Raw genomic sequence first — 24,332 nt, 5'->3', positions numbered from 1 at the left:
GCAGTCGCCGGCGGCGGGGCCGTGGGCGGTCAGCCGGAAGTACCGCGCGCCATGGGGGCATGACCAGCAGCTCCCACGACCCACGGCCTTCCTCGTCGGCCTCGGTCACCGGCGCCCCGCCGGCGGCCCGCGGTCGCCGCCGCCCACGCCGGTGACTGCCGGTCGGGCCGGATTCGTCAGCCCTGGTCCGGGCGGTCCTTGCGTCGTTCCGGCTCCTCGTCCGACTCCGGCGGGGTCTCCTCCTCGACGCGGATCCGGCCCGCCTCCGGGCCTGTTCCCGGGCCGATGCGGATCTCGAACTCGCCCGCGTACTTCTCGTGTCCCGCGATCACCGCGGTTTCCACCGCCTCCTCGGCGATCTCGCCCCGGACGATCAGCGGGTCCTGGCGCAAATCGCGCATGAGGGCCACGCACATACCGATCATCACCAGCACGAACGGCGCCGCGACAAGGATCGTCAGGTGCTGAAGGCCGGCGAGCGCGTCACCCTTGCCCTCGCCGACGAGCAGCATCACGGCGGCCACCGCGCCGGTCACCACGCCCCAGAAGATGACGACCACCCGCGCCGGTTCGAAGGTGCCCTTCTGAGACAGCGTGCCCATCACGATCGACGCGGCGTCGGCGCCCGACACGAAGAAGATGCCGACGAGGATCATCACCAGGAGGCTCATCACCGAGGCGATCGGGAACTCCTGGAGCACGCCGAAGAGCTGACCCTCCGGCGTCGTCTCGTCGCCCAGCCTGCGCTGTTCCTGAAGCTTCATCGCGGTGCCGCCGAAGACGGCGAACCAGACCAGGCTGACCGTGCTCGGCACCAGGATGACGCCGCCGACGAACTGACGGATGGTGCGGCCGCGGCTGATGCGCGCGATGAACATGCCGACGAACGGCGTCCACGAGATCCACCAGGCCCAGTAGAAGACCGTCCAGCTGCTCAGCCAGTCCGCGACGTCACCGCCGCCGGTCGCCGCCTCCGTCCGGCCCGCGAGCTGCGGCAGTTCTTCGAAGTAGGAGGCGAGCGAGGTGGGAATCAGATCCAGTACGAGGATGGTGGGTCCGGCGACGAAGACGAAGAGGGCGAGCACGGTCGCCAGCACCATGTTGGTGTTGGACAGCCACTGGATGCCCCGCTCCACACCCGACACGGCCGAGAACACGAAGCACACGGTCAGCACCGCGATGATGGAGATGAGCAGTCCCGTACCGGCCTTCTCCATCCAGCCGAGTTCCTGGAACCCGCTGCCGATCTGCAGGGCGCCGAGGCCCAGCGACGTCGCGGAGCCGAAGAGCGTGGCGAAGATCGCCAGGACGTCGATCACCCGGCCCGGCGCCCCCTCCGCCCGCTTCTTGCCCATCAGCGGCTCGAAGACGGCGCTGATGTTCTGCCGCCTGCGGCGCCGGAACGTGCTGTAGGCGATGGCGAGGCCGACCACCGCGTAGATCGCCCACGGGTGCAGGGTCCAGTGGAAGAGCGTGGTGGCGAGAGCGGTCTCCATGGCGTCCGCCGAGTCGATCGGGTCGGTGCCCGGTGGCGGCGTCGTGTAGTGCGCGAGCGGCTCGCTGACTCCGTAGAACATCAGGCCGATGCCCATGCCCGCGCTGAACATCATCGCGACCCAGGAGACGGTGCGGAACTCCGGCCCCTCGTGCTCCTGTCCGAGCGGGACCCGGCCGTAGCGGCTGATGGCGAGCCAGAGGGCGAAGATCACGAAGCCCGATGCGGCCAGTACGAACGCCCAGCCGCCGTTGTGCATCAGGCCGTTCAGCAAGGTGTCGGAGGCGCTCTCCAACGTCTCCGTGAACACCGAGCCCCAGAACACGAAGGCGAGTGTGAGCACCGCCGTCACGCCGAACACCACCCGGTCCGTGACGGGTGCTCTGTCTTCGTGCGGATGGCGCCCCGGTAGCGCCGCCTTGACGGGATACCACAGCCGTTTGCCCGGCTTTTGTACGTCGCGCGACACGGGGCACCTTTCATGATTCAGCGGAGCCTGATTTCACTGCCCGCTACCCCCTACCACACGAGTCACACTCCTCCCGGTATCAACAGGCTTCCACCGGTTCTCCCGTGATGATGTGATAGGCCGCACGGGTGTCGAGCAGCAGCGGAACCAGATTCCGCAGTGACTGCCGCAGCGGTACGACGGCGCCGTCGGCGACGGGCCGGGCGAAGACGCCGTGGAGAGCCAGTTCGTCCTTGACCTCTGCGTACCGGCCGGCGTCGAGACGGTAGGCGCACGGCGGGTCCGCGATCAACTCGTCCGGTCCCGCCGGGTCGTTGTCGGCGCCGCCCAGGTACACCGGTCCGCGGTCCGCCAAGCCCGCGCGCCGGGCCGCCGCGGTGGCGGCCTCGATCCGGCCGAGGCGCTCGGCGCTGAAGGCGAACAGGCCGCTCAGAGCGGAGAGCTGGCTGCTCACCCGGCGGCGGTGATTGAGCGCCGGGTCGGCCTTCTCCTGCGGGGTCAGTGCGTCGACGCGGCTCTCGATCAGCAGTCCCACCGCGTGCTTGAGGCCGCCGGTGTTGCGCAGGATGCGCTCCTGTCCGTCGCCCGCGGTCTGCCGGAGGGGCTCGCCGGTGACGGGGTCCGTCCAGATGCCGTACGTACCGGTGGAGTGGCCCGCACGGTTCGCGGCGGGCCGGACGTAGGCCCCGGACAGGGTCCGCGCCTCATGGTGCACGGCGGCGTCGGTGTTGAGGTTCCGGGGCCACAGATCGAAGAGGTCCTTGTCGTAGTAGGGCGGTGTGGCGCCGTACTCGTGCAGGTCGTAGACGACGTCCGGCTGCCGGTCGCGGATGACGGCCGCGACGGCCCGCCCCTCCGCGGTCTTCAGCGCGATGTGGTCGCGGTTGACGTCGACGCCGTCCGCGTTGCCCCGGGTGCCGGCGGCACGGCCGTCGGGATTGGTGGTGGGCAGGACGAGCAGGCGAGTGCGGGACAGCAGCCGGCGGGTCGCCTCGTCGCGGGCGAACGCGAGGTCGCGGACGGTGGTCAGACAGGCTTCGCGGCCTGCCGGCTCGTCGCCGTGCTGACTGCAGATCAGCAGCACGGTGTGCGGGGACGTCTCGTTACCGAGGTGGACGAGCCGCAGTGGACGCCCCTGTCCGCTCGTGCCGATCTGCTCGACGGACATCCGTTCAGCGGCGCGGTCGACGTCGGCGAGGAAGGCCCGTTCCTCGTCCTCACCGGTCCAGCGCGCGCCGCCGCTGTTCTCGAATCCGGTACGGGGTGTGGTGTATGCCGCTTCGGCGGGGCCGGTGACCAGGGGCACAGCGAGCGCTGCGGCCGCTGCCGTCAGGGCGAGCGTGCGGACACGGATTCGGGTCGTCATTCGGATACTGCCTCCGGGGATCCGGTCCGGTACACGTATCGGCATGGCCCCGGCAACGTACTCCGGCCGGCTGCGCTGCGACAGGGGGCGGTCAACGCCGGCTGCCCGCGGTGGGCTCGGGGCCGGCCGGCCCGTCCGGCTCGCGTCAGATGCCCCGGCCGGACAAAGTCTGCATGTCTTGGCACGGTGTGGTCGGCATCGCCGCGCCGCCGCGCCGCCGGGCCGGCCCGGGTGGCGGACCAGGGCCGGCGCCCGGGGCTGGGAGCGCTCTCAGGATGTCGGCCGGGGCAGATATCCTGTCGGTATCGGATCATGCCACCGACCGGCGTGCCGGAGCACCGGAGCAGACGAGGAGCACCCGCCTTGACCGAGCAGACCACGGGGTCCCGCCCCACCCTGGAAGCCGTCGCGGCGCGCGCTGGCGTCTCCCGTGCCACGGCCTCCCGGGTCGTCAACGGCGGTGCGGGCGTGCGCGCACCCCTGGTCGACAAGGTGCGCAGGGCGGTCGAGGAGCTCGGGTACGTACCCAACCACGCGGCGCGCACCCTGGTCACCCGGCGCAACGGCGCGGTGGCGGTGATCATCGCGGAGCCGGAGTTCCGGATCTTCTCCGACCCCTTCTTCGAGCAGCAGGTCCGGGGAATCAGCCGTGAGCTCACGGCGCACGACTCCCAGCTGGTGCTGCTGTGGGTGGAGGGCCCCGGAGACCATGACCGGATCGCCCGCTACCTCGGCGGCGGGCACGTCGACGGCGCGCTCGCATTCTCCCTCCACAACGACGACAGACTGCCCGCGCTCATCGGTAGGACGAAGATCCCCACGGTCTTCGGCGGGCGTCCGGCCGCCGGTTCCGACCTGGCCGTGCCCTACGTGGACGCCGACAACCGCGGCGGCGCCAGGGAGGCGGTGCGTCATCTGGTCTCGCTGGGCCGCAGGAACATCGCGCACATCGCCGGCCCCCGCGACCAGACCTCCGCGCTGGACCGCATAGACGGCTACCACGACGTCCTGGTGGACGCCGACCCCGGTCTCTTCTGCCAGGGCGACTTCACCGAGGAGAGCGGCGCCCGGGCGATGGCCGAGCTGCTCGACCGCCGCCCGGACGTGGACGGCGTCTTCGTCTCCAACGACCTGATGGCATCGGGCGCGCTGCGCACCCTGCGTGAGCGGGGCATCCGGGTACCGGAGGACGTGGCCCTGGTCGGGTTCGACGACATGGCCTCGGTCGTCGGGACGACGGAGCCACCCATGACCACGGTGCGCCAGGACGTCGAGGGCATGGGCAGGCTGATGGTCCGGCTGCTGATGAGGCTGCTGAACGAGGCGGGCGGCGACGCCCCCGCGTCCGTCATCACCCCGACCACACTGGTGCGGCGGGCATCGGCCTGACCTCCGACGCCCGCCGCGTTCCTGTGGGGGGAGCGGTTCAGCTGTAGGGGATCACCAGCACCGACTTGTCGGTCCCGGTCTGCAGCTTGGCGGTGCCGTTGCCGATGGCGCTCCACACCTCGAGGCGCAGGGTGCCACCGTTGAGGTTGCCCAGCGTCCCGGTGGAGGACTTGAGGCCGCGGGAGTGTGCGTACTCCTCCCAGCCGGTGACCGGGTCGGTCGCGAAGTAGTGGTACGTCTCCGTCCGTTCGAAGGTGCCGTCGCCGGTGAGGTCGTAGCTGACGCGCGCCTGCTGGCCGAGTCCGACCGTGCTGCCCGCGTCGACCTGAAGGCGGAAGGCGGTGGACGCGCCCGGGGTGACGGTGCCGTTGACGCCCCGGATCTCGTAGACGAGCGGCTGGTGCGGGGTGCCGTCGTAGTTGGCGCCGCCGGCGGAGGCGATGGTGTCGCTGCCCGCCGTGCCGCCGGTGGCCGTGGTCAGCGCGCCTCCGCTGCGCAGCTGGAAGGTGTTGCCCGTCGGCGGATCCGGGTCGGGGTCGGGGTCGGGGTCGCCGCCGCCGGTCCCGGTGCCGGTCGCGGTGGAACGGGCGGGCACGGAGAGGGTCTTGCCGTCGGAGAAGGTCACCGTGCGGGCCGTGGCACCGTGGTTGTGCGCGGCGTAGATCCGTGTGGTGCCCTTGGTGAAGACGGCGGACGTCGGGATGTTGCCGGTCACCGTGGTGTCGGGCGCGCCCAGCCGGTCGAGGGTGGAGATCCAGTGGTACGTGTGGGCCTTGGACTCTCCCTGCTCAGGGGTGTAGCCGGCATGGCCCGCGTCCCACTTGGCCTTGGCCGCGGCGGGGTCGGCCAGCGACTGGAACTCCCAGAGGATGTCGCGCCACTCGACGGCCGGGCCGCCGTTCTCGCGCTCCATCTCGGCGATGTTGCGCCGGATCGCCGCCTTCTCCCCACCGAGGTGGAGCGAACCGCCGGTCACGGGGAGGACGTTGATGCCGTGGATCTCCTCGGGGTTGGCGGTCCACCAGGTGGCGTAGGCGGCGCCGCTGCCCCAGACCATGCCGGCCGTGTCGTGGCCGAAGGAGGACGGGAAGACCTGCTCGTCGGCGTCGAACCAGTACTGCGCGATCGACTCCGCCTCTGTGGTCAGCAGATACGCGCCGAGGTCGCGCAGCGCGGCGTCACCGGTGGCCGAACCCCACAGGACCAGTGCGGCGCTGAGGTTGGTGGACTCGGAGGAGGACTCCTGGTTGTTGCCGGCGGCGAAGCCCTGGTGGCCGGAGGCCCAGCTGTGCCCGGCGTAGACGTCGAAGCCGCGCAGGAAGGGGAAGGCCGTGTCCGTGCGGCTCGCGTTGGCGGCGTCCCGCACCAGGGTCTTGACCATCCCGCCCCAGGCGGAGTCGGCGGCCCAGGCCTGGTCGTACTGGGCGACGATCGCCGCGGCGTACACGTAGTAGCTGTAGTGGAAGTGGTGGTCGTTGAGCTCGGTGTCGCTACCGTAGGAGGCCGGGTAGCCGGTGAGGGTCTTCCAGTCCCTGTCGTAGCTGAACTCGTTCGCTCCGCCGGCCGTGAACCAGTCCTGGAGCCTGCCCTTGATCAGGCCGAGGAGCTTGTCGCGGGTGCCGGTCTCACCGATCTGCTCGGCCACGGGCACGAGCTGGGCGAGACGGCCGAGCGCCTTGCCGGTCCAGTACGTGTCGGTGGCCCCGGAGAAGGGGTCGGAGGCGTTCGCCACCTCGTTCAGATAGCCGCGCAGCCGGGCCGTGTCGGCGGCGTCCGACTTCGGCAGGGCCGGCAGCACCGGCGAGGCCTTCTGGCTGGTGGTGAAGGAGGCGGACTCCCGCACCTTCATGGTGCCGCGCGGCGATACGTAGGTGTGGGTCGTGAGCGGGTCCGTGGTGTTCAGCCACTGGTGGCGGTAGAGGGCCTGGAGCGTGCCGCGCTCGGTGCCCTCCTTGGCCTCCGTGGTGAGCGTGTACGTGGCCTGGACCGTGCCGCCGGTGTAGCTCCACGCGGCCCGGGAGCCGGTGACGAAGCTGTAGGCGTACTTCTTGTACGTCGCGAGCGCCCCCGTTGAGGGCAGGACGGCCACGGAGAAGTAGTCCTTGGAGCCGAGGCCCGCGGTGAGCGTGGATCCGGAGATGTTCCAGTCGCTGCCGGTCGGGGCGAAGAGGGCGTAGTGGTGTCCGGCGACGGTGATGCCGAGAACGTTGCCCTGGTCGGCGAAGACGGCCGGCGCGGCGGCGGTGGTGATCTGCGCGTTTCCGCCGGAGCCTTTGGCGTATACGAACGGCATGCCGTGGCCGATGGTGGTCCGCAGGGTGCGGGTGCCGTCGGACCAGTAGGGGGTGACGGTCCAGTCGGACCAGTCGTCGGCCTTGGTGTCCGGCGAATTGAGGCCGGTCAGGCCGATGGTGAGGTCGCGCTTGTGGGCGAACTCGTACTGCCGGCCGTCGCCGACGATCGCGGGGGTGGTGGGGTAGCCCACGTCGAGCCCGCCGGCGGTGGCCTGGTAGGTGAGGGGGTGCCCGTACATGGGGGTCGAGTACGGGTTGTCGCCGTAGCGCTGGAAGGCGAGGGAGGACCACCAGTCGTTGGTGGGCACCGGCCGGCTCTTGGCCGCGGCGGTGACCTTGGGGGTGACCGGGGCTCCGGTGTTGGTGGTCGGTCCGGACGTTCCGGCGGGGCGGGTGTCGGAGTAGCTGCCGGAACCTATGGGGACGGTGGCGGCGGCCGCGGGTGCGGCGGCCGGGCCCAGGCCGACAGCGGCCAGGGCTGAGGCCAGGACCAGCGCGGCGGCCGGCCTTGTGCGGGGGGCTGGCATGAACGGCACCTCAAGTCATCACGGGTAGGGGTGGCTGAGAGCGCTCTCAGATGGCCGAAACGTAAAACCCCCGAAACACAAGTGTCAATAGACCGAACACAGCTGACAGTTGATACCTGAGTCCAGACCGTTATGTCTTCGAGTCTTGACGCGAAGAGTCACCTGAGGGCACGCTCCAAGCGCATATTTGAGAGCGCTCTCAAGCGTTCTCGTCCCACCCCGAAGCCAAGGGAGGCTTCCCATGCCCATAGCCAGAGCCGCCAAAAGGGCCGCCGTCCGCCTGGGTGCGGTCACGCTCGCCGGGGCCCTGCTCGCCGCCTGCGGGTCCGGCTCCTCGGACACGGCCTCCGACGGCGAGGGCGGGAAGGTCACGCTCACCGTCGACCTCTTCGGTTCCTTCGGCTACAAGGAGGCCGGCCTCTACGCGGAGTACCAGAAGCTGCACCCGAACATCACGATCAAGCAGACCGACACCGAGGACGAGGCCGACTACTGGAAGTCGCTGCAGACCCGGCTGGCCGGCGGCGGCGGTCTCGCGGACGTCCAGGGCATCGAGGTCGGCCGGATCGCGTCGGTCACCCAGCAGCAGGCCGACAAGTTCGAGGACCTGCAGAAGTACGGCGCGGACAAGCTGAAGAGCCAGTTCGCGGACGCCAAGTGGGCCGCCGCCACGACGAAGGACGGGGCCGTCCTCGGTCTCGGCACGGACGTGGGCCCCGAGGCCATGTGCTACCGCACCGACCTGTTCAAGCAGGCCGGGCTGCCCACCGACCGCGAGGAACTCGCGAAGAAGTGGTCGACCTGGGACGGCTACCTCGAGCTCGGCAAGCAGTACAAGGCCAAGGCACCTGCCAAGAGTGCCTGGCTGGACAGCGTCGGCAGCCTCTTCTCAATCATGATCGGCCAGGAGGAGGAGCGTTACTACGACGCCTCCGGAAAGCTGATCTGGGAGACGAACCCGGCCCTGAAGACCGCGTGGGACACGTCCGTCAAGGCCGCCGAGAGCGACCTGAGCGCCAAGCTCGACCAGTGGTCTCCGCAGTGGAACCAGGCCTTCGCCGCCGGTTCCTTCGCCACGATCCCCTGCCCCGCCTGGATGCTCGGCTACATCAAGGGCCAGGCCGGTGACTCGGGCAAGGGCAAGTGGGACATCGCGAAGCTGCCCGGCGGCGCGGGCAACTGGGGCGGCTCCTACCTTTCCGTGCCGCGCGCGGCCAAGCACAAGAAGGAGGCGTACGAGCTGATCCAGTGGCTCACCGCTCCCGAACAGCAGGCCAAGCTCTTCCATAAGCAGGGCAACTTCCCGTCCTCCACCGGCGCGATCGAGAAGGTCGCCGGCGCCACCGACCCCTACTTCTCCGGCGCGCCGATCGGTCAGATCTTCGGTGACGCGGCCAAGGCGGCCCCGGTCCAGGTCCTCGGTGTGCACGACCAGAATGTCAACCAGCAGATCACCAACGCGCTGAGCGAGGTCGAACGCAAGGGCATCTCGTCCGAGAAGGCGTGGGGGAACGCGAAGAAGGGCGTCGAGAACACCATCGGCTGACGCCCGCCGAGCAGCTCCTTCGGGCCGGTCCGCATCCCGACCACTCCCCGCACCGGCCCGGCCCGAAGGCCCCCGCCCCGTACCGACTCATCCTCGAAGGGCCGCACCGTGACCCTCACCGCTTCCGCGAAGCCGGTCGCGCCGCCCCGGCCGCCGGCCGTGCGGCGCGCCTGGCGCAAGGTCTCGCCGTACGCCTACATAGCCCCGTTCTTCACGCTGTTCGCCGCCTTCGGGCTCTTCCCTCTGATCTACACGGCGTTCGTCTCGCTCTACCGGGTGGAGCTCCAGACGCCGGGCGACATGGAGTGGCGCGGGCTCGGCAACTACACCGCGCTTTTCGGCGACGAGTTCTTCTGGACCGCGCTGCGCAACACATTCACCATCGGTGTCCTCTCCACCGTGCCGCAGCTGGTGATGGCACTGGGCCTGGCCCACCTGCTCAACTACCGGCTGCGTGGCCGCACCTTCCTGCGGACCGCGATGCTGCTGCCGTACGCCACCTCCGTGGCCGCCGCCACGCTCGTCTTCGCCCAGCTGTTCGGCCGCGACTTCGGACTCATCAACTACGTGCTGGGACTGGTCGGTTTCGGCCCGGTCGACTGGCAGACCGGCACCGTCGCCTCGCAGATCGCCGTCTCCACCATCGTCATCTGGCGCTGGACCGGCTACAACGCGCTGATCTATCTGGCGGGCATGCAGTCCATCCCGAGCGAGTTGTACGAGGCGGCGGAGGTCGACGGCGCCTCACGGTGGCGGCAGTTCTTCCATGTCACGCTCCCGGGACTGCGCCCCACGATCCTGTTCACCGTGGTCGTGTCCACGATCGGCGCGACCCAGCTCTTCGGTGAGCCGCTGCTGTTCGAGGGCTCCATCTCCGGCGGCATCTCACACCAGTACCAGACGCTCGGTCTGTACATGTACGAGCAGGGGTGGGGCTTCTTCCACCTGGGCCGTGCCGCCGCCATCGCCTGGGTGATGTTCCTGCTGATCCTGGTGCTCGTCGGGGCCAATGCCCTGATCGCGCGCCGTCGTTCCCGCAAGGAGGCCGGCCGATGACCGCGCTCGCCGAACCGCCGACGAAGCAACCGGCCACCGAGAAGACGCAGGTGCCGGGGCACCGCGGGCGGAAGTCGGGCGCCGGCCGCACGATGAGGGGCGGCAAGCTCGCCTACGCCGTCCTGATCGCCGCCGTGTTGGTCTCCGCCTTCCCGTTCTACTGGACGATCGTCGCCGCCAGCCGTTCCAACGCCGACCTGGCAAAGGTCCCGCCGACGCTGCTGCCCGGCTCCAATCTGATCCGCAACTTCGAGGCGGTGATGGAGGAGGCGGACATCGGCAAGGCGCTGGTCAACTCCTTCATCGTCTCCGGCTCCATCACCGTCGGCACCGTCCTGTGCTGCACGCTCGCCGGTTTCGCCTTCGCCAAACTGCGTTTCCGCGGCCGGGGCGCACTGCTCGCGATCACGGTCGGCACCATGATGATCCCGCCACAGCTCGGCGTCATCCCGCTGTTCATGCTGATCGCCGAACTCCAGTGGGTGAACCAGCTCCAGGCGGTGATCCTGCCCGGGCTGGTGTCCGCCTTCGGTGTCTTCTTCATGCGCCAGTACCTCGTGCAGTCGCTGCCGGACGAACTGATCGAAGCGGCCCGCGTGGACGGCGCCTCCACCGCCAGGATCTTCTGGTCGATCGTGGTGCCGATCGCGAGGCCCGGCATGGCCGTGCTCGGCATGCTGACCTTCATGGCCGCCTGGAACGACTTCTTCTGGCCGATCGTCGCGCTCTCCTCGCAGGAACCGACCGTCCAGGTGGCGCTGCGCCAGCTCGGCGGCGGCTACGTCCACGACCAGTCCGTGATCATGGCGGGCACCCTGCTGGGCACGCTCCCGGTGCTGCTGGTCTTCGGCCTGCTCGGCCGCCAGATCGTCGGCGGCATCATGCAGGGCGCGGTCAAGGGCTGACCGATCCACCGCCTCCGCACCGACGTCTCACTCCTTGGGAGTTCCACCTCATGACCGCGCTCGACGCACGCCCCGACGCCACGACGACACTCCGGTTCCCCGCCGGGTTCCGCTGGGGCACCGCCACCGCCGCCTACCAGATCGAGGGCGCGGCCGCCGAGGACGGCCGTACGCCCTCCATCTGGGACACGTTCAGCCGTACCCCGGGAAAGGTCCGCAACGGCGACACCGGCGACATCGCCGCCGACCACTACCACCGGATGCACGAGGACGTAGCCCTCATGCGCCGCCTCGGTGTCACCGACTACCGGTTCTCGATCGCCTGGCCGCGGGTGCAGCCCACCGGCCGCGGTCCCGCGGTGCAGAAGGGCCTCGACTTCTACCGCCGGCTCGTCGACGAGCTGCGCGGCGCCGGCATCCGCCCGGTCGCCACGCTCTACCACTGGGACCTGCCGCAGGAGCTGGAGGACGCGGGCGGCTGGCCGCAGCGGGAGACGGCGCGGCGTTTCGGCGAGTACGCGGGGATCATGGCCGAGGCGCTCGGCGACCGGGTCGCGACCTGGACGACGCTCAACGAGCCGTGGTGCGCCGCCTTCCTCGGCTACGGCAGCGGGGAACACGCCCCCGGCCGCACCTCTCCCCTGGCGTCGCTGCGCGCGGCCCACCACCTGAACCTGGCGCACGGCTGGGCCGCGCAGGTGCTGCGCGCCGAGCTGCCGCCGTCCGCCGAGGTGTCGCTGACGCTCAACCTCCATGCCGTGCGGGCGCATTCCGACTCGGCCGCCGACCTGGACGCGGCCCGCCGTATCGACGCCGTGGGCAACCGCATCTTCCTCGACCCCGTCTTCCGCGGCCGGCTGCCCGAGGACCTCGTCAGGGACAGCGCGCCGGTCACCGACTGGTCGTTCGTCCTCGACGGGGATCTGGACGTGACCTCCACGCCGATCGATTCGCTGGGCATCAACTACTACTCCCCCACCGTCGTCGCCGCGGGTTCCGGCGCGGCGGCCCCCTCCCCGTGGGCGGGCGCCGAGCAGCATGTCCGTTTCCTGCCCGCGCCCGGTCCGCGCACCGCGATGGGCTGGCCGGTGGACGCCGACGGGCTGCACGAGCTGCTGATCCGACTGCGCGACGACCTGCCGGGCGTACCCCTGGTGATCACCGAGAACGGCGCCGCGTACGACGACTACGCCGACCCGTCCGGCGAGGTGAAGGACCCCGAGCGGGTGGCCTACCTGCACGCACATCTGTCGGCGGTGCACCGGGCGATCGCGGACGGCGCCGACGTGCGCGGCTACTTCCTCTGGTCGCTGCTCGACAACTTCGAGTGGGCGTACGGCTACAGCAAGCGGTTCGGCATCGTGCACGTCGACTTCGCCACCCAGCGCCGCACGTTCAAGGACAGTGCCCGCTGGTACGCGTCCGTCATCGAGCGTGGGGGCCTGGTCTGAGCCGCTCCGCCCGGCGCGCCTCGCGGGCGAGGGGCAGGTAGCGCAGCCGCTCGGGGAGTACGGGAACCACGGCCCGTACGACCCGGGCGAAGCGCCGCAGCCTGCGCTCCTGCCTGTCGGTCCAGGGCAGGCCGATGGCATCTCGGGCCTCCGGCGGCATCAGTCCGATGGTCATGAACCGGCGGAACCGGGCCAGCGGCGGGCGCAGCAGTGGCCACAGTGCGCGCAGCACCACTCGGACCGCCCGCGGCCCCCGGTCCGGCGGGGGGACCGGCTGGTCCAGGTCCACCAGTTCCCGTACGACGACGGTGGCCTCGAGTTCGTCCGCCAGGATCTTGCGGTAGTAGGGCCAGAACTCCTCGATCGTCTGCGGCATGTCCCGGTCGTGGATGCCGAGTATCCGGCCGACCTGGAGCCATTCCGCGTACAGCTGCCGCTCCTCGGCCTCGGTGAGCTCCCGCACCAGGTACCTGGCGGCGTGTCGGTACACGGGGAAGCCGGTGGCGTGGACCCAGGAGTAGTAGGCCGGACTCAGCGCGTGGTAGCGGCGGCCGTGCGCGTCGGTGCCCTGGATGGTGCGGTGCAGTTCGCGGAGCCTGCGGCCCTCCGCGGCGGCCGCCTCGCCGCCGTAGATCCACAGCTGGAGCGAGCGCAGGGACCTTTCGCCGCGGCCCCAGGGGTCGGTGCGGAAGACGGAGTGCTCGTCGACACCCGCGCCGACGGCGGGATGGGCGACCTGCATGGTGAGCGCCGCGGGCAGCATCAGCAGGGCGCGGACGTCACCGGCGAGGCCCCAGAGCACGCCGCCGGGCGGAGGCGGCAGGGGTTCGTCGCTGGTGGCGCGGCTCATCGGCTCTCCTGGGTGTGCCCGGTCGGTCACCTCCCAGTATGCGACCCGTACCGCGGGCGCCCGGCCGGCGTCGGGGTACCGCGAGGGCGTCTACGCCGCAGCGAGTGACACGAAAGCGGCCCACTCGTCCCGACCGACGCAGCACCGGCCCGTCACCCGTCACCTTCGAGTCCCGCAGGTACACGCCACCCGGGGCGACGGCCACCTCCACGCAGTCGCCGCCGCCCGACCCGCTGTAGCTGCTCTTGAACCAGCGCAGCCCGTTCTCCGCCGTGCGACTGTTCCGCGTGTCCCGCACCGTCCTCACGCCCTTCCGTCCCCGAGTTCACCCCGCTGGCACCCGGCGCACGCCAACCCCGTTGCACTCGGCCAGGGTTCAACGGGGTCCGCGATACCGGGGCCACGCCCGCCCGCCCGTACAACTCCCGTACAGACCTGCCGTCTCCCCCTGCCCGCCGGGGCTCCCGCGGTGCGGCCAGGGCGGCGCCGGGTGGCGCACAGGGCCCCGGCTAGCCTGCGCCTCATGACGGATATCGTGATCAGGTCCGCCGTCGCGGACGACATCCCTGCCATCGTGGCCATGCTCGCCGACGACCCGTTGGGGGCGACCCGGGAGACCCCGGACGACATGGAGCCCTATCGGACGGCGTACGAGCGGCTCAGGAGCGATCCGAACCAGTTCCTGATGGTGGCCGAGCGCGACGGGACCGTCGTCGGCACCCTCCAGCTGACCGTCGTTCCCGGCCTGTCGCGGCGCGGCAGCACCCGCTCGATCATCGAAGGCGTACGCGTCCACGGCTCGGCGCGCGGCCAGGGTCTCGGCCGGCTGCTGATGGAGTGGGCGATCGAGGAATCCCGCAAGCAGGGCTGCCGACTCGTCCAGCTGACCTCGGACGCGGCCCGCCCCGACGCCCACCGCTTCTACGAGCAACTCGGCTTCACCGGCTCGCATGTGGGCTTCAAGCTCCCGCTCAACCCCTGAACCGACGGCCGGAATACAGAAAGCGGGCACCTACCCATTACCAGAAGGTAACTACGGCTGCTTTGATGTGCGGCGCCGGTCCGTCGACCGGCGGAACCCCCCACCATGAACGGGAGATTCTGTGCCGCACATCGAGCTCCGCCGCGTACCCGGCGCCGCCGTGTCCGCCGCCCTGTCCACCGTGCTCGCCGCCACCGCACTCGCCGGCGCGGCGCCCACGGCCTCGGCCGCGCCCGCCGGGGCGACACCGGGCCTGAAGGTCCTCACGTACAACGCGTTCCTGTTCAGCAAGTCCCTTTACCCGAACTGGGGCCAGGACCACCGGGCCGCTGCCATACCGGCGGCTTCCTTCTTCCAGGGCAACGACGTCGTCGTGCTCCAGGAGGCCTTCGACAACTCGTCGTCCGACGCGCTGCTGCGCAACGCAGCCTCCCAGTACCCGCACCGTACGCCGGTGATGGGCCGGAGCAAGGACGGCTGGGACGCGACCGGCGGCTCGTACTCCTCGACCACCCCGGAGGACGGTGGGGTCGCGGTCCTCAGCAAATGGCCGATCGTTCGCAAGGAGCAGTACGTCTACAAGGACGCGTGCGGCGCCGACTGGTGGTCGAACAAGGGCTTCGTCTACACGGTCCTCGATGTGAACGGCACCAGGGTGCACGTGGTGGGCACGCATGCGCAGTCCACCGACCCCGGCTGCGGCGCGGGTGAGGCGGCCGAGATGCGCAGCCGTCAGTTCCGGGCGATGGACGCGTTCCTGGACGCCAAGAACATCCCGGCGTCCGAACAGGTCGTCGTGGCGGGCGACTTGAATGTGGACTCCCACTCGGCCGAGTACACCTCGATGCTCGCCGACGCCGGCCTGGCCGGGGCGGACGCCCGGACCGGACACCCGTACTCCTTCGACACCGAGGAGAACTCGATCGCGGCGGAGCGCTACCCCGACGACCCGCGGGAGGACCTCGACCATGTTCTGCACCGAGCGGGGCACGCGAGGCCCTCCGGCTGGACCAATGAGGTGATCAAGGAGGTCAGTGTGCCGTGGTCCGTCTCCAGCTGGGGCACCACGTACACGTACACGAATCTCAGCGACCACTATCCGGTGATTGCCTGGGGCCAGTAGGCGCAAGCCGCCGACGGCGGCCTTGTGTCTGTGTCAGGGTCATGTCACATTGAGTCCGCACTCCGGACTGGTCCAGTCCACTTTGCCGTCAGGCACCCCCCACCCGGACTCGAATGAAGGAGAGGCCCCCATGAGACGCACGCTTCGCGCGCGCATCTGCCTTCCCGCCCTGCTGGCCCTGACCGCCGTCGGCCTCGGCTCCGGTACGGCCGGCGCCGCCGAGGGCGACGCCGCCGGTAACCCGAGCCCCGGCGTCGCCGCCTCACCCGCCCAGTACACCCTGCACACCTCCCTCCAACGCGACCTCGGCGACCGCACCGCCGGTTCGTACCTCGACGCCGCCAGCGGCGAACTCGTGGTCACCGTCATCGACGCCGAGGCCGCGGAGCGGGTGCGCTTCACCGGGGCCCGCGCCGAGCTCGTCACCCGGAGCATGGCTCAGCTGCGGGCCGCCATGAACACCCTGGAGTCCAAGGCGAAGATCACCGGGACCTCATGGGGAATCGACCCGTCGACCAACAAGGTCGCGGTCGAGGCCGACAGCACCGTGTCCGCGGCCTCCATGGCGAAGCTGCGGGGGGTCGCGGCCCGGCTCGGGGACGCCGTGAGCATCAAACGCGTCGCCGGCGTATTCAAGAAGGAGGTGGCGGGCGGCGACGCGATCTACGGCGGCGGCTACCGCTGCTCCGCCGCCTTCAACGTGGCGAGGGCGACAACCCGTTACTTCCTGACGGCCGGGCACTGCACCAACTCGGCGAGCAGCTGGTCCGCCACCTCCGACGGGCCGTCGATCGGCACCCGGGAGGGCACCAACTTCCCGACCAACGACTACGGCATCGTCCGCTACACCGACGGCTCCATGCCGGCGGGCAACGTCAACCTGTACAACGGCACCCACCAGGACATCACCTCCGCCGCGGACGCGATCGTCGGCCAGTCCATCCGCAAGAGCGGCTCCACCACCCGGCTCACCAGCGGCACGGTGACCGCTGTGAACGTCACCGTGAACTACGGCGACGGGCCGGTGTACAACCTCGTGCGCACCACCGCCTGCTCCGCGGGCGGCGACAGCGGCGGCGCCCACTTCGCCGGCTCGACGGCGCTGGGCATCCACTCCGGCAGCGCGGGCTGCACCGGAACGAGCGGCTCCGCGCTGCACCAGCCGGTCAAGGAAGCGCTCAGCGCGTACGGCGTCGCCGTCTACTGACCTTCGGAGCCACGCACCAGGGCGTGCCCCGCACCGGCGGGGCACGCCCTCGCCACGTCCGGCGTGCCCGCCGACGGTCCACGGGCGCCCCCGGGCCGACCAGCGGGTCGGCAGGTCGTTGCCGACCGTCGGTGGGCCGGCCGTCAGTGAGTCGGCGGCCGTCCCACCGGCGGCGGAGCACGGCGTCAGTCGCCGTGGTCGTACACCGTGACCGCGACACCCCGGGCCGTCAGGCGCTCGGTTATCAGGGGTTCGACGCGGGACCACTTGCCGCCCGCCAACCCGCAGCCGATCCGTGGCATATGGACGGACGCGCCGAGCTCCAGGGCCTTGTCGGCCACCTGTGCGAGCGCCCTGTCGAGCGCCTCGTAGCGCACCGGGACGCCTTGGCTGCCGGTGCGCATCCCGCGCTGGCCCACCATGTTGCCCACCCACACATGCGGGTCGACCTGGACGAACTGCACTGCGCCCAGCGCGAAGTCGTTGCCCGCGCGCTCCCGGTGCCAGCGGCGGTACGCCGCCTCAGGCTCCGGCCAGCGCCGGGACAGGGCCAGGACGAATCCCTTGCCCCATCCGCCCAGGTCGTTGCACACGTGCGCGATCAGTTTGACGCCTTTCGCCTGCGGCGCGGTGGCGTCCCCCCGGACATATCTGATCCCTGACATGGCTCAACCGTACGGTCCGCCACCGACAACGGATCTTCGGCCGTCCCACCGCTTTCACAACACCGGTGAGACAGCAATACTGTTGCACCGGTGTGGTTCAGCAGAAGGAGGCCTCATGGCGACCGGGACCGAGGAGCCGACGCTCACCGTCGACGAACTGGCCGCGCGCGCCGGGGTCACCGTGCGCACCATCCGCTTCTACAGCACGCGCGGGCTGCTGCCCCCGCCCGTGATCGGTCCCCGCCGGGTCGGGCACTACGGCACGGACCATCTCTCCCGGCTGGCCCTCATCGAGGAGTTGCAGCACCAGGGCATGACCCTCGCCGCGATCGAGCGCTACCTGGAGCAGCTGCCGCCGGACCTGAGCCCGCAGGACCTGGCGATCCACCGTGCGCTGGTCGCATCCTGGGCCCCGGAGTCGGCGGAGGAGGTCACCCGCGAGGAGCTGGAGCGCAGGGCCGGCAGGGCGCTCTCCGACCAGGACGTCGGCCGGCTGGCCGCGATGGGGGTGCTGGACCGGTCCACGCCGAACACCTACCGGCTGGACGGCGGTCTGCTGCGGCTCGGCGTGGAACTGCTCGACGTGCCGATCGCGCACGAGACGATCCTCGCGTCGCGCACCGTGCTGCTGGAGCACGCACGGGCCGCCGCGCAGGACCTGAGCCGGCTGTTCCGTGACGAGGTCTGGGGCCCCTACCGCGCACGCGAGTCGGACCCGGACCATGTGGCGGCGATGAAGTCGTTGTCCGCCCATATGCAGCCGATGGTGATCCAGGCACTGGTGACGGCGTTCCAGCGATCCCTGCGGAAGGAACTGCGCGCGGCGTTCGACGCGGAGGCGGAGTGAGCGGGTGCCCGAGGCGGGCGCAAACAAGTTGCCCGGGGCCGGTCGGTGCAGGAGGCTTCCGGCCATGTCCGATCAAGGAACCAGTACCGCTCACAACGTGCACGCGCTCTTCTCCCACGGTCGGCTGACCGCGATCCCCCGCAAGCCGGCCCGCCGCGAGCAGCTGCTCGCGCACCTCGCGGAGACGCTCTTCGAGCGGGACCGCGACTACACCGAACGCCAGGTCAACGACGCGCTGCTCACCGTGCACGACGACTGCGCGGCCCTGCGCCGCCATCTGGTCGTGGCGGGTCTGCTGACCCGCACGAAGGACGGCGGCAGCTACCGGCGGGGCCGGTGACTGCCGCCGTCGTGACGGTCACGCGTCCGTGAAGACCTCGCCGCGCTCCGCCTTCTCCACCAGCAGCGCCGGCGGCTGGAACCGGTCGCCGTAGCGCTCGGCCAGCTCGCGGGCGCGGGCCACGAAGCCCGTCGGGCCACCCTCGTAGCCGTTGATGTACTGCAGGGCGCCGCCCGTCCAGGCCGGGAAGCCGATGCCCATGATGGAGCCGATGTTGGCGTCGGCGACCGTGAGCAGGACGTTCTCCTCGAGGCATCGCACCGTGTCCAGGGCCTCTGAGAAGAGCATCCGCTCCTTCATGTCGTCGAACGGGATCTCGGCGCCCGGCTTGGTGAAGTGCTCACGCAGCCCCGGCCACAGACCGGCGCGCCTGCCGTCCTCGTCGTAGTCGTAGAAGCCCGCGCCGCCGCTGCGGCCGGGACGGCCGAACTCGTCGACCATCCGGTCGATCACGGTGTCCGACGGGTGTCCGGCCCAGGTGCCGCCCGCCTCCTCGACGGCGCGCTTCGCCTCGTTGCGGATCTTGCGCGGCAGGGTCAGGGTCAGCTCGTCCATCAGGGAGAGCACCTTCGCCGGGTAGCCGGCCTGCGCGGCCGCCTGCTCGACGGAGACTGGGTCGACGCCCTCGCCGACCATCGCCACGCCCTCGTTGATGAACTGGCCGATGACCCGGGAGGTGAAGAAGCCGCGGGAGTCGTTGACGACGATCGGCGTCTTGTTGATCTGCCGGACCAGGTCGAAGGCGCGCGCCAGCGCCTCGTCACCGGTACGCTCGCCCTTGATGATCTCCACCAGCGGCATCTTGTCGACGGGCGAGAAGAAGTGCAGGCCGATGAAGTCGTCGGGCCGCGAGACGCCTTCCGCGAGCACGGTGATCGGCAGGGTGGAGGTGTTGGAGCACAGCAGCGCGTCCGCGTCGACGACGTCCTGGACCTCCTGGAAGACCTTGTGCTTGAGCGCGGTGTCCTCGAAGACCGCCTCGATCACGGCGTCGCAGCCCGCGAGGTCCGCGGCGTCGGCGGTCGGGGTGATCCGGGCGAGCAGCGCGTCGGCCTTCTCCTGGGTGGTGCGGCCGCGTGACACGGCCTTGGCGCACAGCTTCTCCGAGTAGCCCTTGCCCTTGGCGGCGGCCTCGGCGCTGACGTCCTTGAGGACGACCTCCATGCCGGCCCGCGCGCAGGAGTACGCGATGCCGGCGCCCATCATGCCGGCCCCGAGGACGGCCACCTTGCGGACGCGCCGCGGCTCGATTCCCTTCGGCCTGCTGGCGCCGGAGTTGACGGCCTGCAGGTCGAAGAAGAAGGCCTGCATCATGTTCTTGGCGATCCGGCCGGTGACCAGCTCGGTGAAGTAGCGCGCCTCGATGACCTGGGCCGTCTCGAAGTCGACCTGAGAGCCCTCGACGGCTGCCGCGAGGATGTTGCGCGGCGCCGGGTAGGGGGCGCCCGCGGTCTGCTTCCGCAGGTTCGCGGGGAACGCCGGCAGGTTGGCGGCGAACTTCGGGTTGGACGGGGTGCCGCCGGGGATCTTGTAGCCCTTGACGTCCCAGGGCTGCTGCGAGGACGGGTTCGCGTCGATGAAGGCGCGGGCCTTGGCCAGCATCTCGTCCTGGGTGGCGGCCACTTCGTGGACCAGGCCGTTCTCCATGGCACGCTGCGGGCTGTACTGGGTGCCCTGGAGCAGCACCTTCAGCAGCGCGTCCGCGATGCCCATGAGGCGTACGGTGCGGGTGACGCCGCCGCCGGCCGGCAGCAGGCCGAGGGTGACCTCGGGCAGACCGATCTTGGAGCCCGGCGCGTCGAGGGCGATGCGGTGGTGGCAGGCGAGGGCGATCTCGTAACCGCCGCCGAGCGCCGCGCCGTTGATGGCGGCGACGACGGGCTTGCCGATGGTCTCGATGCGGCGCAGGGCGCGCTTGATGCCCATGCCCGCCTCGAAGACGAACTGTGCGTCCTGCGGTCCGGCCTTGATCATCTCCTTGAGGTCGCCGCCCGCGAAGAAGGTCTTCTTCGCGGAGGTGAAGATGATGCCGCGGATGGACTCCTGCTCGGTCTCCACCCGGTCGGCGATCGCGGCGATCGAGGCCTTGAAGGCCTGGTTCATGGTGTTGGCGGACTGGTTCGGGTCGTCGAGGACGAGCGTGACGATGCCGGTCTCGTCCTGTTCCCAGCGGATGGTGGTGGACTCGCTCATGGTCTGGCTGCTCCGTATGGCGGGTGAGGACGGGGGTCAGAGACGCTCGACGACGGTGGCGATGCCCATGCCGCCGCCCACGCAGAGGGTGGCGAGGCCGTACCGCTTGTCCTGGCGTTCCAGTTCGTCGATGAGGGTGCCGAGGATCATCGCCCCGGTCGCGCCCAGCGGGTGGCCCATGGCGATGGCACCGCCGTTGACGTTGACCTTGTCGAGGGAGAGGCCCATGTCCTGGGCGAAGCGCAGGACGACGCCGGCGAAGGCCTCGTTGATCTCGACGAGGTCGATGTCGTCGATGGTCAGCCCTGCCTTGGCGAGTGCCTTGCGGGTTGCGGGCGCCGGACCGGTGAGCATGATCGTCGGCTCGGAGCCGGAGACCGCGGCGGAGACGATCCGGGCGCGCGGGGTGAGCCCGTATCGCTCGCCCACCTCCTTGCTGCCGATGGCGACGAGGGCGGCGCCGTCGACGATGCCGGAGGAGTTTCCGGCGTGGTGCACGTGGTCGATCCTCTCGACCCAGTGGTACTTCTGCAGAGCGACGGCGTCGAAGCCGCCGAGGTCCCCGATGCCCGCGAAGGACGGCTTGAGGGACGCGAGGGAGTCCGCGGTGGTGCCGGGGCGCATGTGCTCGTCGTGGTCGAGGACGACGAGGCCGTTGCGGTCGCGGACGGGGACCACCGAGCGGTCGAAGCGTCCGTCCTTCCACGCGGCGGCGGCCCGCTCCTGCGACATCGCCGCGTACTCGTCGACGTCGCGGCGCGACCAGCCGCCGAGGGTCGCGATCAGGTCGGCGCCGATGCCCTGCGGGACGAAGTTGGTCTCGTAGTTGGTCATCGGGTCGGCGAACCAGGCGCCGCCGTCGGAGGCCATGGGTACACGCGACATCGACTCGACGCCGCCGGCGAGGACGAGGTCCTCCCAGCCGGAGCGGACCTTCATCGCGGCCATGTTGACGGCCTCGAGACCCGAGGCACAGAAGCGGTTCTCCTGGACGCCGGCGACGGTGTCGGGGAGCCCGGCAGCGATGGCGGCGATCCGGGCGATGTCGGACCCCTGGTCGCCGACCGGTCCGACGACGCCGAGCACGATGTCGTCGACGGCGGCCGGGTCCAGGCCGGGGAACCGGGCCTGGATCTCGTGGATCAGTCCGACGACGAGATCGATCGGCTTGGTGCCGTGCAGGGCCCCGTTGGCCTTGCCGCGACCGCGCGGGGTGCGGATCGCGTCGTACACGTACGCTTCGGTGCTCACTGGTCAGCCTTTCAAGAGGGTTAGCCGAGCAGGGAACGACCGATGATCTCCTTCATGATCTCGGTCGTGCCGCCGTAGATGGTCTGGATGCGTCCGTCCGTGAATGCCCTGGCGACGCGGTACTCGTTCATGTAGCCGTACCCGCCGTGGAGCTGGAGGCAGCGGTCGGCGGCGCGCTTTTGGAGTTCGGTCGCCCACCACTTGGCCATCGAGGCGTGGACGGCGTCCAGCTCCCCGTTGGCGTGGTCGGTGATGCAGCGGTCGAGGAAGGCACGGGTGACCGCGCATTCCGTCGCCAGCTCGGCGATCTCGAAGCGGATGTGCTGGAGCCCCGCGAGCGGCCGGCCGAAGGCCTCGCGCTCCTTGACGTACTCGGTGGTGATCTCCAGCAGATGCTCGGCCGCGGCGATGCCGGCGACGGCGATCGCCATCCGCTCCTGCGCGAGGTTGGTCATCAGATGGATGAAGGCGCCGTTGAGCTCGCCGAGCAGGTTCTCCTTGGGGACGCGGACGTCGTTGAAGAACAGCTCGGCGGTGTCCTGCGACTTCTGGCCGATCTTGTCGAGATTGCGGCCGCGCTCGAATCCCTCCGCGCCCCGCTCGACGACCAGCAGCGACAGTCCGTGCGCGCCGCCTTCGGGAGTGGTCTTGGCGACGACGATCACCAGGTCGGCGAGGATGCCGTTGGAGATGAAGGTCTTGGAGCCGTTCAGCACCCAGTGGTCGCCGCGGTCCTCCGCCGTGGTGCGGATGCCCTGGAGGTCGGAGCCGGCGCCCGGCTCGGTCATCGCGATCGCGGTGATGATCTCGCCGCTGCAGAACCCCGGCAGCCAGCGGCGCTTCTGCTCGTCGGTGGCGAGGGAGGTGAGGTAGGGGCCGATGATGTCGTTGTGCAGGCCGATGGCCAGGCCGGGCGCGCCCGCGCGGGTGAACTCCTCGTGCAGCACCGCGGCGTACCGGAAGTCGTCGTTTCCGCCGCCGCCGAACTCCTCGGGCACGGCGAGTCCCAGCATGCCCTGGCGGCCGGCGGCCAGCCACGCGTCGCGGCTGACGATCCCGTCCTTCTCCCACTGCTCGTAGTGCGGCTCCACCTCCTTCGTGAGGAAGGTGCGCACGGACTGACGGAACGCCTCGTGCTCGGCGGTGAAGATCTGGCGCTTCAACGGTCCTCCTGCGGCCGGATGGCGGGCACGTCCCAGTCCCTGGCGACGTCCGCGGTGTCCGCGCCGGGCTGGGCGGGGCCCCGGCCCACGGCTGTGGGGGTGGCGGAGAAGCGGGGCGCGGGAGCGGGCTGGGTGATGCCGCCGTGGTCGACGTACGTCCCACGGGCGGCGAGATGCGGGTGGCCGGGGGCCTCGCGGAGCGAGAGCACCGGGGCGACGCAGGCATCGGTGCCTTCGAACACGGCGGTCCACTCGGCGCGGGTACGGGACCTGAACCGGTCAGCGACGGCCTGGCGCAGCTCCCCCCAGCGGTCGAAGTCCTTGCGGGCCGGGATGTCGTCCTTGATGCCGAGCAGTTCGACGAACTCGTCGTAGAACTGCTGCTCCAGCGCGCCGACCGCCATGTACTGGCCGTCGGCGGTCTCGTAGGTGCCGTAGAAGGGGCAGCCGCCGTCGAGGAGGTTCGCGCCGCGGCGGTCCTGCCAGCCGCCGGCGGCCATCATCCCGTGGATCATCGTGGCGAGGTGCGTGGCGCCGTCGATGATGGCCGCGTCGACGACCTGTCCGCTGCCGCCCTCGGCGCGCGCGTGCTGGAGGGCCGCGAGCACGCCGATGACGAGGTAGAGGGAGCCGCCGGCGTAGTCGCCGACGAGGTTGGCGGGCACGGTGGGCGGCTCGCCGGCACTGCCGATCATGGAAAGTGTGCCGGTCAGGGCGATGTAGGCGATGTCGTGGCCGGCGCGTTGGGCAAGCGGGCCCTGCTGGCCCCAGCCGGTCATCCGTCCGTAGACCAGACGTGGGTTGCGGCCGAGACAGTCGTCGGGGCCGACGCCGAGGCGCTCGGCGACGCCGGGCCGGAAGCCCTCGATGAGGATGTCGGCGCGCTCGACGAGATCGAGGACGCGGGCGGGGCCGTCGGCCGCCTTGAGGTCGATGAGTACGGAGCGCTTGTTGCGGTTGGTGAGGTCGTACGCCGGGTCGATGGCCAGCCCGGCACCGCCGGGGCGGTCGACGCGCACGACATCGGCCCCGAGGTCGCCGAGGAGCATCGCGGCGAACGGGCCGGGCCCGATGCCTGCCAGCTCCACCACTCGCACCCCGGCCAGCGGGCCGATACCTGACGCTGTCATTCAGCCCCCAGCTATGTGACACAAATGATGTAACACCAGTGATGGTAAGAACGCGTTCCAGTTATGACAAGGGTTTGGGCCGA

19 protein-coding genes and 1 pseudogene are annotated in these 24,332 nt (G+C 70.5%); 10 read left to right on the top strand and 10 right to left on the bottom strand.

Translation table 11 applies throughout. The annotated features are described in order from the left end of the window. Positions 1–176: 176 nt before the first annotated feature. Together MDN94_RS22570 and MDN94_RS22565 are read right to left on the bottom strand one after the other, a co-directional pair. A complete protein-coding gene (locus MDN94_RS22570) occupies positions 177–1,931 on the bottom strand; it encodes a BCCT family transporter (RefSeq protein WP_482728209.1) in 1,755 nt (584 codons plus the stop codon). A gap of 112 nt (positions 1,932–2,043) precedes the next feature. After that, positions 2,044–3,330, bottom strand: a complete 1,287-nt coding sequence (locus MDN94_RS22565; RefSeq protein WP_482727695.1) for a M14 family metallopeptidase — start codon at positions 3,328–3,330, stop codon at positions 2,044–2,046. A 363-nt stretch (positions 3,331–3,693) separates the two neighbouring features. Between MDN94_RS22565 and MDN94_RS22560 the strand changes: the two genes are divergently transcribed. Further along, positions 3,694–4,719: a LacI family DNA-binding transcriptional regulator gene (locus tag MDN94_RS22560; RefSeq protein WP_482727694.1), complete on the top strand. Its 1,026-nt coding sequence runs from the start codon at positions 3,694–3,696 to the stop codon at positions 4,717–4,719. A gap of 37 nt (positions 4,720–4,756) precedes the next feature. Here the strand turns inward: MDN94_RS22560 and MDN94_RS22555 are convergent, their stop codons facing one another. Then, the gene (locus tag MDN94_RS22555; RefSeq protein ID WP_482727693.1) at positions 4,757–7,540 is read right to left on the bottom strand and encodes a glycosyl hydrolase; all 2,784 of its coding nucleotides are present in this window, start codon (positions 7,538–7,540) and stop codon (positions 4,757–4,759) included. A gap of 241 nt (positions 7,541–7,781) precedes the next feature. Here MDN94_RS22555 and MDN94_RS22550 point away from each other — a divergent pair, with 241 nt between their 5' ends. From MDN94_RS22550 to MDN94_RS22535, 4 genes are all read left to right on the top strand, one after another. Next, positions 7,782–9,086, top strand: a complete 1,305-nt coding sequence (locus MDN94_RS22550; protein ID WP_482727692.1) for an ABC transporter substrate-binding protein — start codon at positions 7,782–7,784, stop codon at positions 9,084–9,086. Positions 9,087–9,194: 108 nt separating this feature from the next. Continuing rightward, positions 9,195–10,142: a carbohydrate ABC transporter permease gene (locus MDN94_RS22545; protein WP_482727691.1), complete on the top strand. Its 948-nt coding sequence runs from the start codon at positions 9,195–9,197 to the stop codon at positions 10,140–10,142. Then, positions 10,139–11,047 (top strand): carbohydrate ABC transporter permease, encoded by a 909-nt coding sequence (locus MDN94_RS22540; protein ID WP_482727690.1) that lies wholly within the window; start codon positions 10,139–10,141, stop codon positions 11,045–11,047. The genes MDN94_RS22545 and MDN94_RS22540 overlap by 4 nt, the downstream gene beginning before the upstream one ends. A gap of 50 nt (positions 11,048–11,097) precedes the next feature. Further along, positions 11,098–12,498: a GH1 family beta-glucosidase gene (locus tag MDN94_RS22535; RefSeq protein WP_482727689.1), complete on the top strand. Its 1,401-nt coding sequence runs from the start codon at positions 11,098–11,100 to the stop codon at positions 12,496–12,498. Here the strand turns inward: MDN94_RS22535 and MDN94_RS22530 are convergent. Next, entirely contained in the window at positions 12,473–13,348 is an 876-nt protein-coding gene (locus MDN94_RS22530; RefSeq protein WP_482727688.1) for an oxygenase MpaB family protein, read from the bottom strand. The genes MDN94_RS22535 and MDN94_RS22530 overlap by 26 nt on opposite strands. 90 nt (positions 13,349–13,438) lie before the next feature. Continuing rightward, a pseudogene (locus MDN94_RS22525) lies at positions 13,439–13,646 on the bottom strand (DUF397 domain-containing protein). A gap of 225 nt (positions 13,647–13,871) precedes the next feature. On the opposite strand from MDN94_RS22525, the gene MDN94_RS22520 reads away from it, so the two are divergent. From MDN94_RS22520 to MDN94_RS22510, 3 genes are all read left to right on the top strand, one after another. Next, the gene (locus MDN94_RS22520) at positions 13,872–14,330 is read left to right on the top strand and encodes a GNAT family N-acetyltransferase (protein WP_482727687.1); all 459 of its coding nucleotides are present in this window, start codon (positions 13,872–13,874) and stop codon (positions 14,328–14,330) included. 121 nt (positions 14,331–14,451) lie between these two features. Further along, on the top strand, positions 14,452–15,453 hold the full coding sequence (sph, locus tag MDN94_RS22515; protein WP_482727686.1) for a sphingomyelin phosphodiesterase: 1,002 nt from the start codon (positions 14,452–14,454) through the stop codon (positions 15,451–15,453). A gap of 130 nt (positions 15,454–15,583) precedes the next feature. After that, positions 15,584–16,660 (top strand): S1 family peptidase, encoded by a 1,077-nt coding sequence (locus MDN94_RS22510; RefSeq protein ID WP_482727685.1) that lies wholly within the window; start codon positions 15,584–15,586, stop codon positions 16,658–16,660. A 185-nt stretch (positions 16,661–16,845) separates the two neighbouring features. Here the strand turns inward: MDN94_RS22510 and MDN94_RS22505 are convergent, their stop codons facing one another. After that, the gene (locus MDN94_RS22505) at positions 16,846–17,325 is read right to left on the bottom strand and encodes a macro domain-containing protein (protein WP_482727684.1); all 480 of its coding nucleotides are present in this window, start codon (positions 17,323–17,325) and stop codon (positions 16,846–16,848) included. Between the two features lie 115 nt (positions 17,326–17,440). On the opposite strand from MDN94_RS22505, the gene MDN94_RS22500 reads away from it, so the two are divergent. Both MDN94_RS22500 and MDN94_RS22495 read left to right on the top strand, forming a co-directional pair. Continuing rightward, entirely contained in the window at positions 17,441–18,172 is a 732-nt protein-coding gene (locus MDN94_RS22500) for a MerR family transcriptional regulator (protein WP_482727683.1), read from the top strand. Positions 18,173–18,236: 64 nt separating this feature from the next. After that, a complete protein-coding gene (locus MDN94_RS22495; RefSeq protein WP_482727682.1) occupies positions 18,237–18,512 on the top strand; it encodes a DUF2087 domain-containing protein in 276 nt (91 codons plus the stop codon). An 18-nt stretch (positions 18,513–18,530) separates the two neighbouring features. Here MDN94_RS22495 and MDN94_RS22490 read toward each other — a convergent pair whose 3' ends face one another. Genes MDN94_RS22490 through MDN94_RS22475 form a run of 4 tightly spaced genes read right to left on the bottom strand, consistent with a single transcriptional unit; the run spans position 18,531 to position 24,249 of the window. Then, a complete protein-coding gene (locus tag MDN94_RS22490; protein WP_482727681.1) occupies positions 18,531–20,705 on the bottom strand; it encodes a 3-hydroxyacyl-CoA dehydrogenase NAD-binding domain-containing protein in 2,175 nt (724 codons plus the stop codon). A gap of 36 nt (positions 20,706–20,741) precedes the next feature. Beyond that, entirely contained in the window at positions 20,742–21,956 is a 1,215-nt protein-coding gene (locus MDN94_RS22485) for an acetyl-CoA C-acetyltransferase (protein ID WP_482727680.1), read from the bottom strand. A 20-nt stretch (positions 21,957–21,976) separates the two neighbouring features. After that, positions 21,977–23,119: an acyl-CoA dehydrogenase family protein gene (locus MDN94_RS22480; RefSeq protein WP_482727679.1), complete on the bottom strand. Its 1,143-nt coding sequence runs from the start codon at positions 23,117–23,119 to the stop codon at positions 21,977–21,979. Beyond that, positions 23,116–24,249, bottom strand: coding sequence for a CaiB/BaiF CoA transferase family protein (locus MDN94_RS22475; protein WP_482727678.1), 1,134 nt, complete (start codon positions 24,247–24,249; stop codon positions 23,116–23,118). The genes MDN94_RS22480 and MDN94_RS22475 overlap by 4 nt, the downstream gene beginning before the upstream one ends. Between the last annotated feature and the right edge of the window lie 83 nt (positions 24,250–24,332).

The organism is Streptomyces sp. WAC00040 (assembly GCF_056835925.1).
Note: the sequence above shows the minus strand (reverse complement) of the source record. Positions and strands in the feature narration are given on the sequence as shown.

What these genes read in the sequence shown, in the direction of transcription:
- MDN94_RS22565 (WP_482727695.1), bottom strand. Translation starts at nt 3,330, where the DNA reads ATGACGACCCGAATCCGTGTCCGCACGCTCGCCCTGACGGCAGCGGCC.
- MDN94_RS22555 (WP_482727693.1), bottom strand. Translation starts at nt 7,540, where the DNA reads ATGCCAGCCCCCCGCACAAGGCCGGCCGCCGCGCTGGTCCTGGCCTCA.
- MDN94_RS22550 (WP_482727692.1), top strand. Translation starts at nt 7,782, where the DNA reads ATGCCCATAGCCAGAGCCGCCAAAAGGGCCGCCGTCCGCCTGGGTGCG.
- MDN94_RS22540 (WP_482727690.1), top strand. Translation starts at nt 10,139, where the DNA reads ATGACCGCGCTCGCCGAACCGCCGACGAAGCAACCGGCCACCGAGAAG.
- MDN94_RS22535 (WP_482727689.1), top strand. Translation starts at nt 11,098, where the DNA reads ATGACCGCGCTCGACGCACGCCCCGACGCCACGACGACACTCCGGTTC.
- MDN94_RS22530 (WP_482727688.1), bottom strand. Translation starts at nt 13,348, where the DNA reads ATGAGCCGCGCCACCAGCGACGAACCCCTGCCGCCTCCGCCCGGCGGC.
- MDN94_RS22520 (WP_482727687.1), top strand. Translation starts at nt 13,872, where the DNA reads ATGACGGATATCGTGATCAGGTCCGCCGTCGCGGACGACATCCCTGCC.
- MDN94_RS22510 (WP_482727685.1), top strand. Translation starts at nt 15,584, where the DNA reads ATGAGACGCACGCTTCGCGCGCGCATCTGCCTTCCCGCCCTGCTGGCC.
- MDN94_RS22505 (WP_482727684.1), bottom strand. Translation starts at nt 17,325, where the DNA reads ATGTCAGGGATCAGATATGTCCGGGGGGACGCCACCGCGCCGCAGGCG.
- MDN94_RS22500 (WP_482727683.1), top strand. Translation starts at nt 17,441, where the DNA reads ATGGCGACCGGGACCGAGGAGCCGACGCTCACCGTCGACGAACTGGCC.
- MDN94_RS22495 (WP_482727682.1), top strand. Translation starts at nt 18,237, where the DNA reads ATGTCCGATCAAGGAACCAGTACCGCTCACAACGTGCACGCGCTCTTC.
- MDN94_RS22490 (WP_482727681.1), bottom strand. Translation starts at nt 20,705, where the DNA reads ATGAGCGAGTCCACCACCATCCGCTGGGAACAGGACGAGACCGGCATC.
- MDN94_RS22475 (WP_482727678.1), bottom strand. Translation starts at nt 24,249, where the DNA reads ATGACAGCGTCAGGTATCGGCCCGCTGGCCGGGGTGCGAGTGGTGGAG.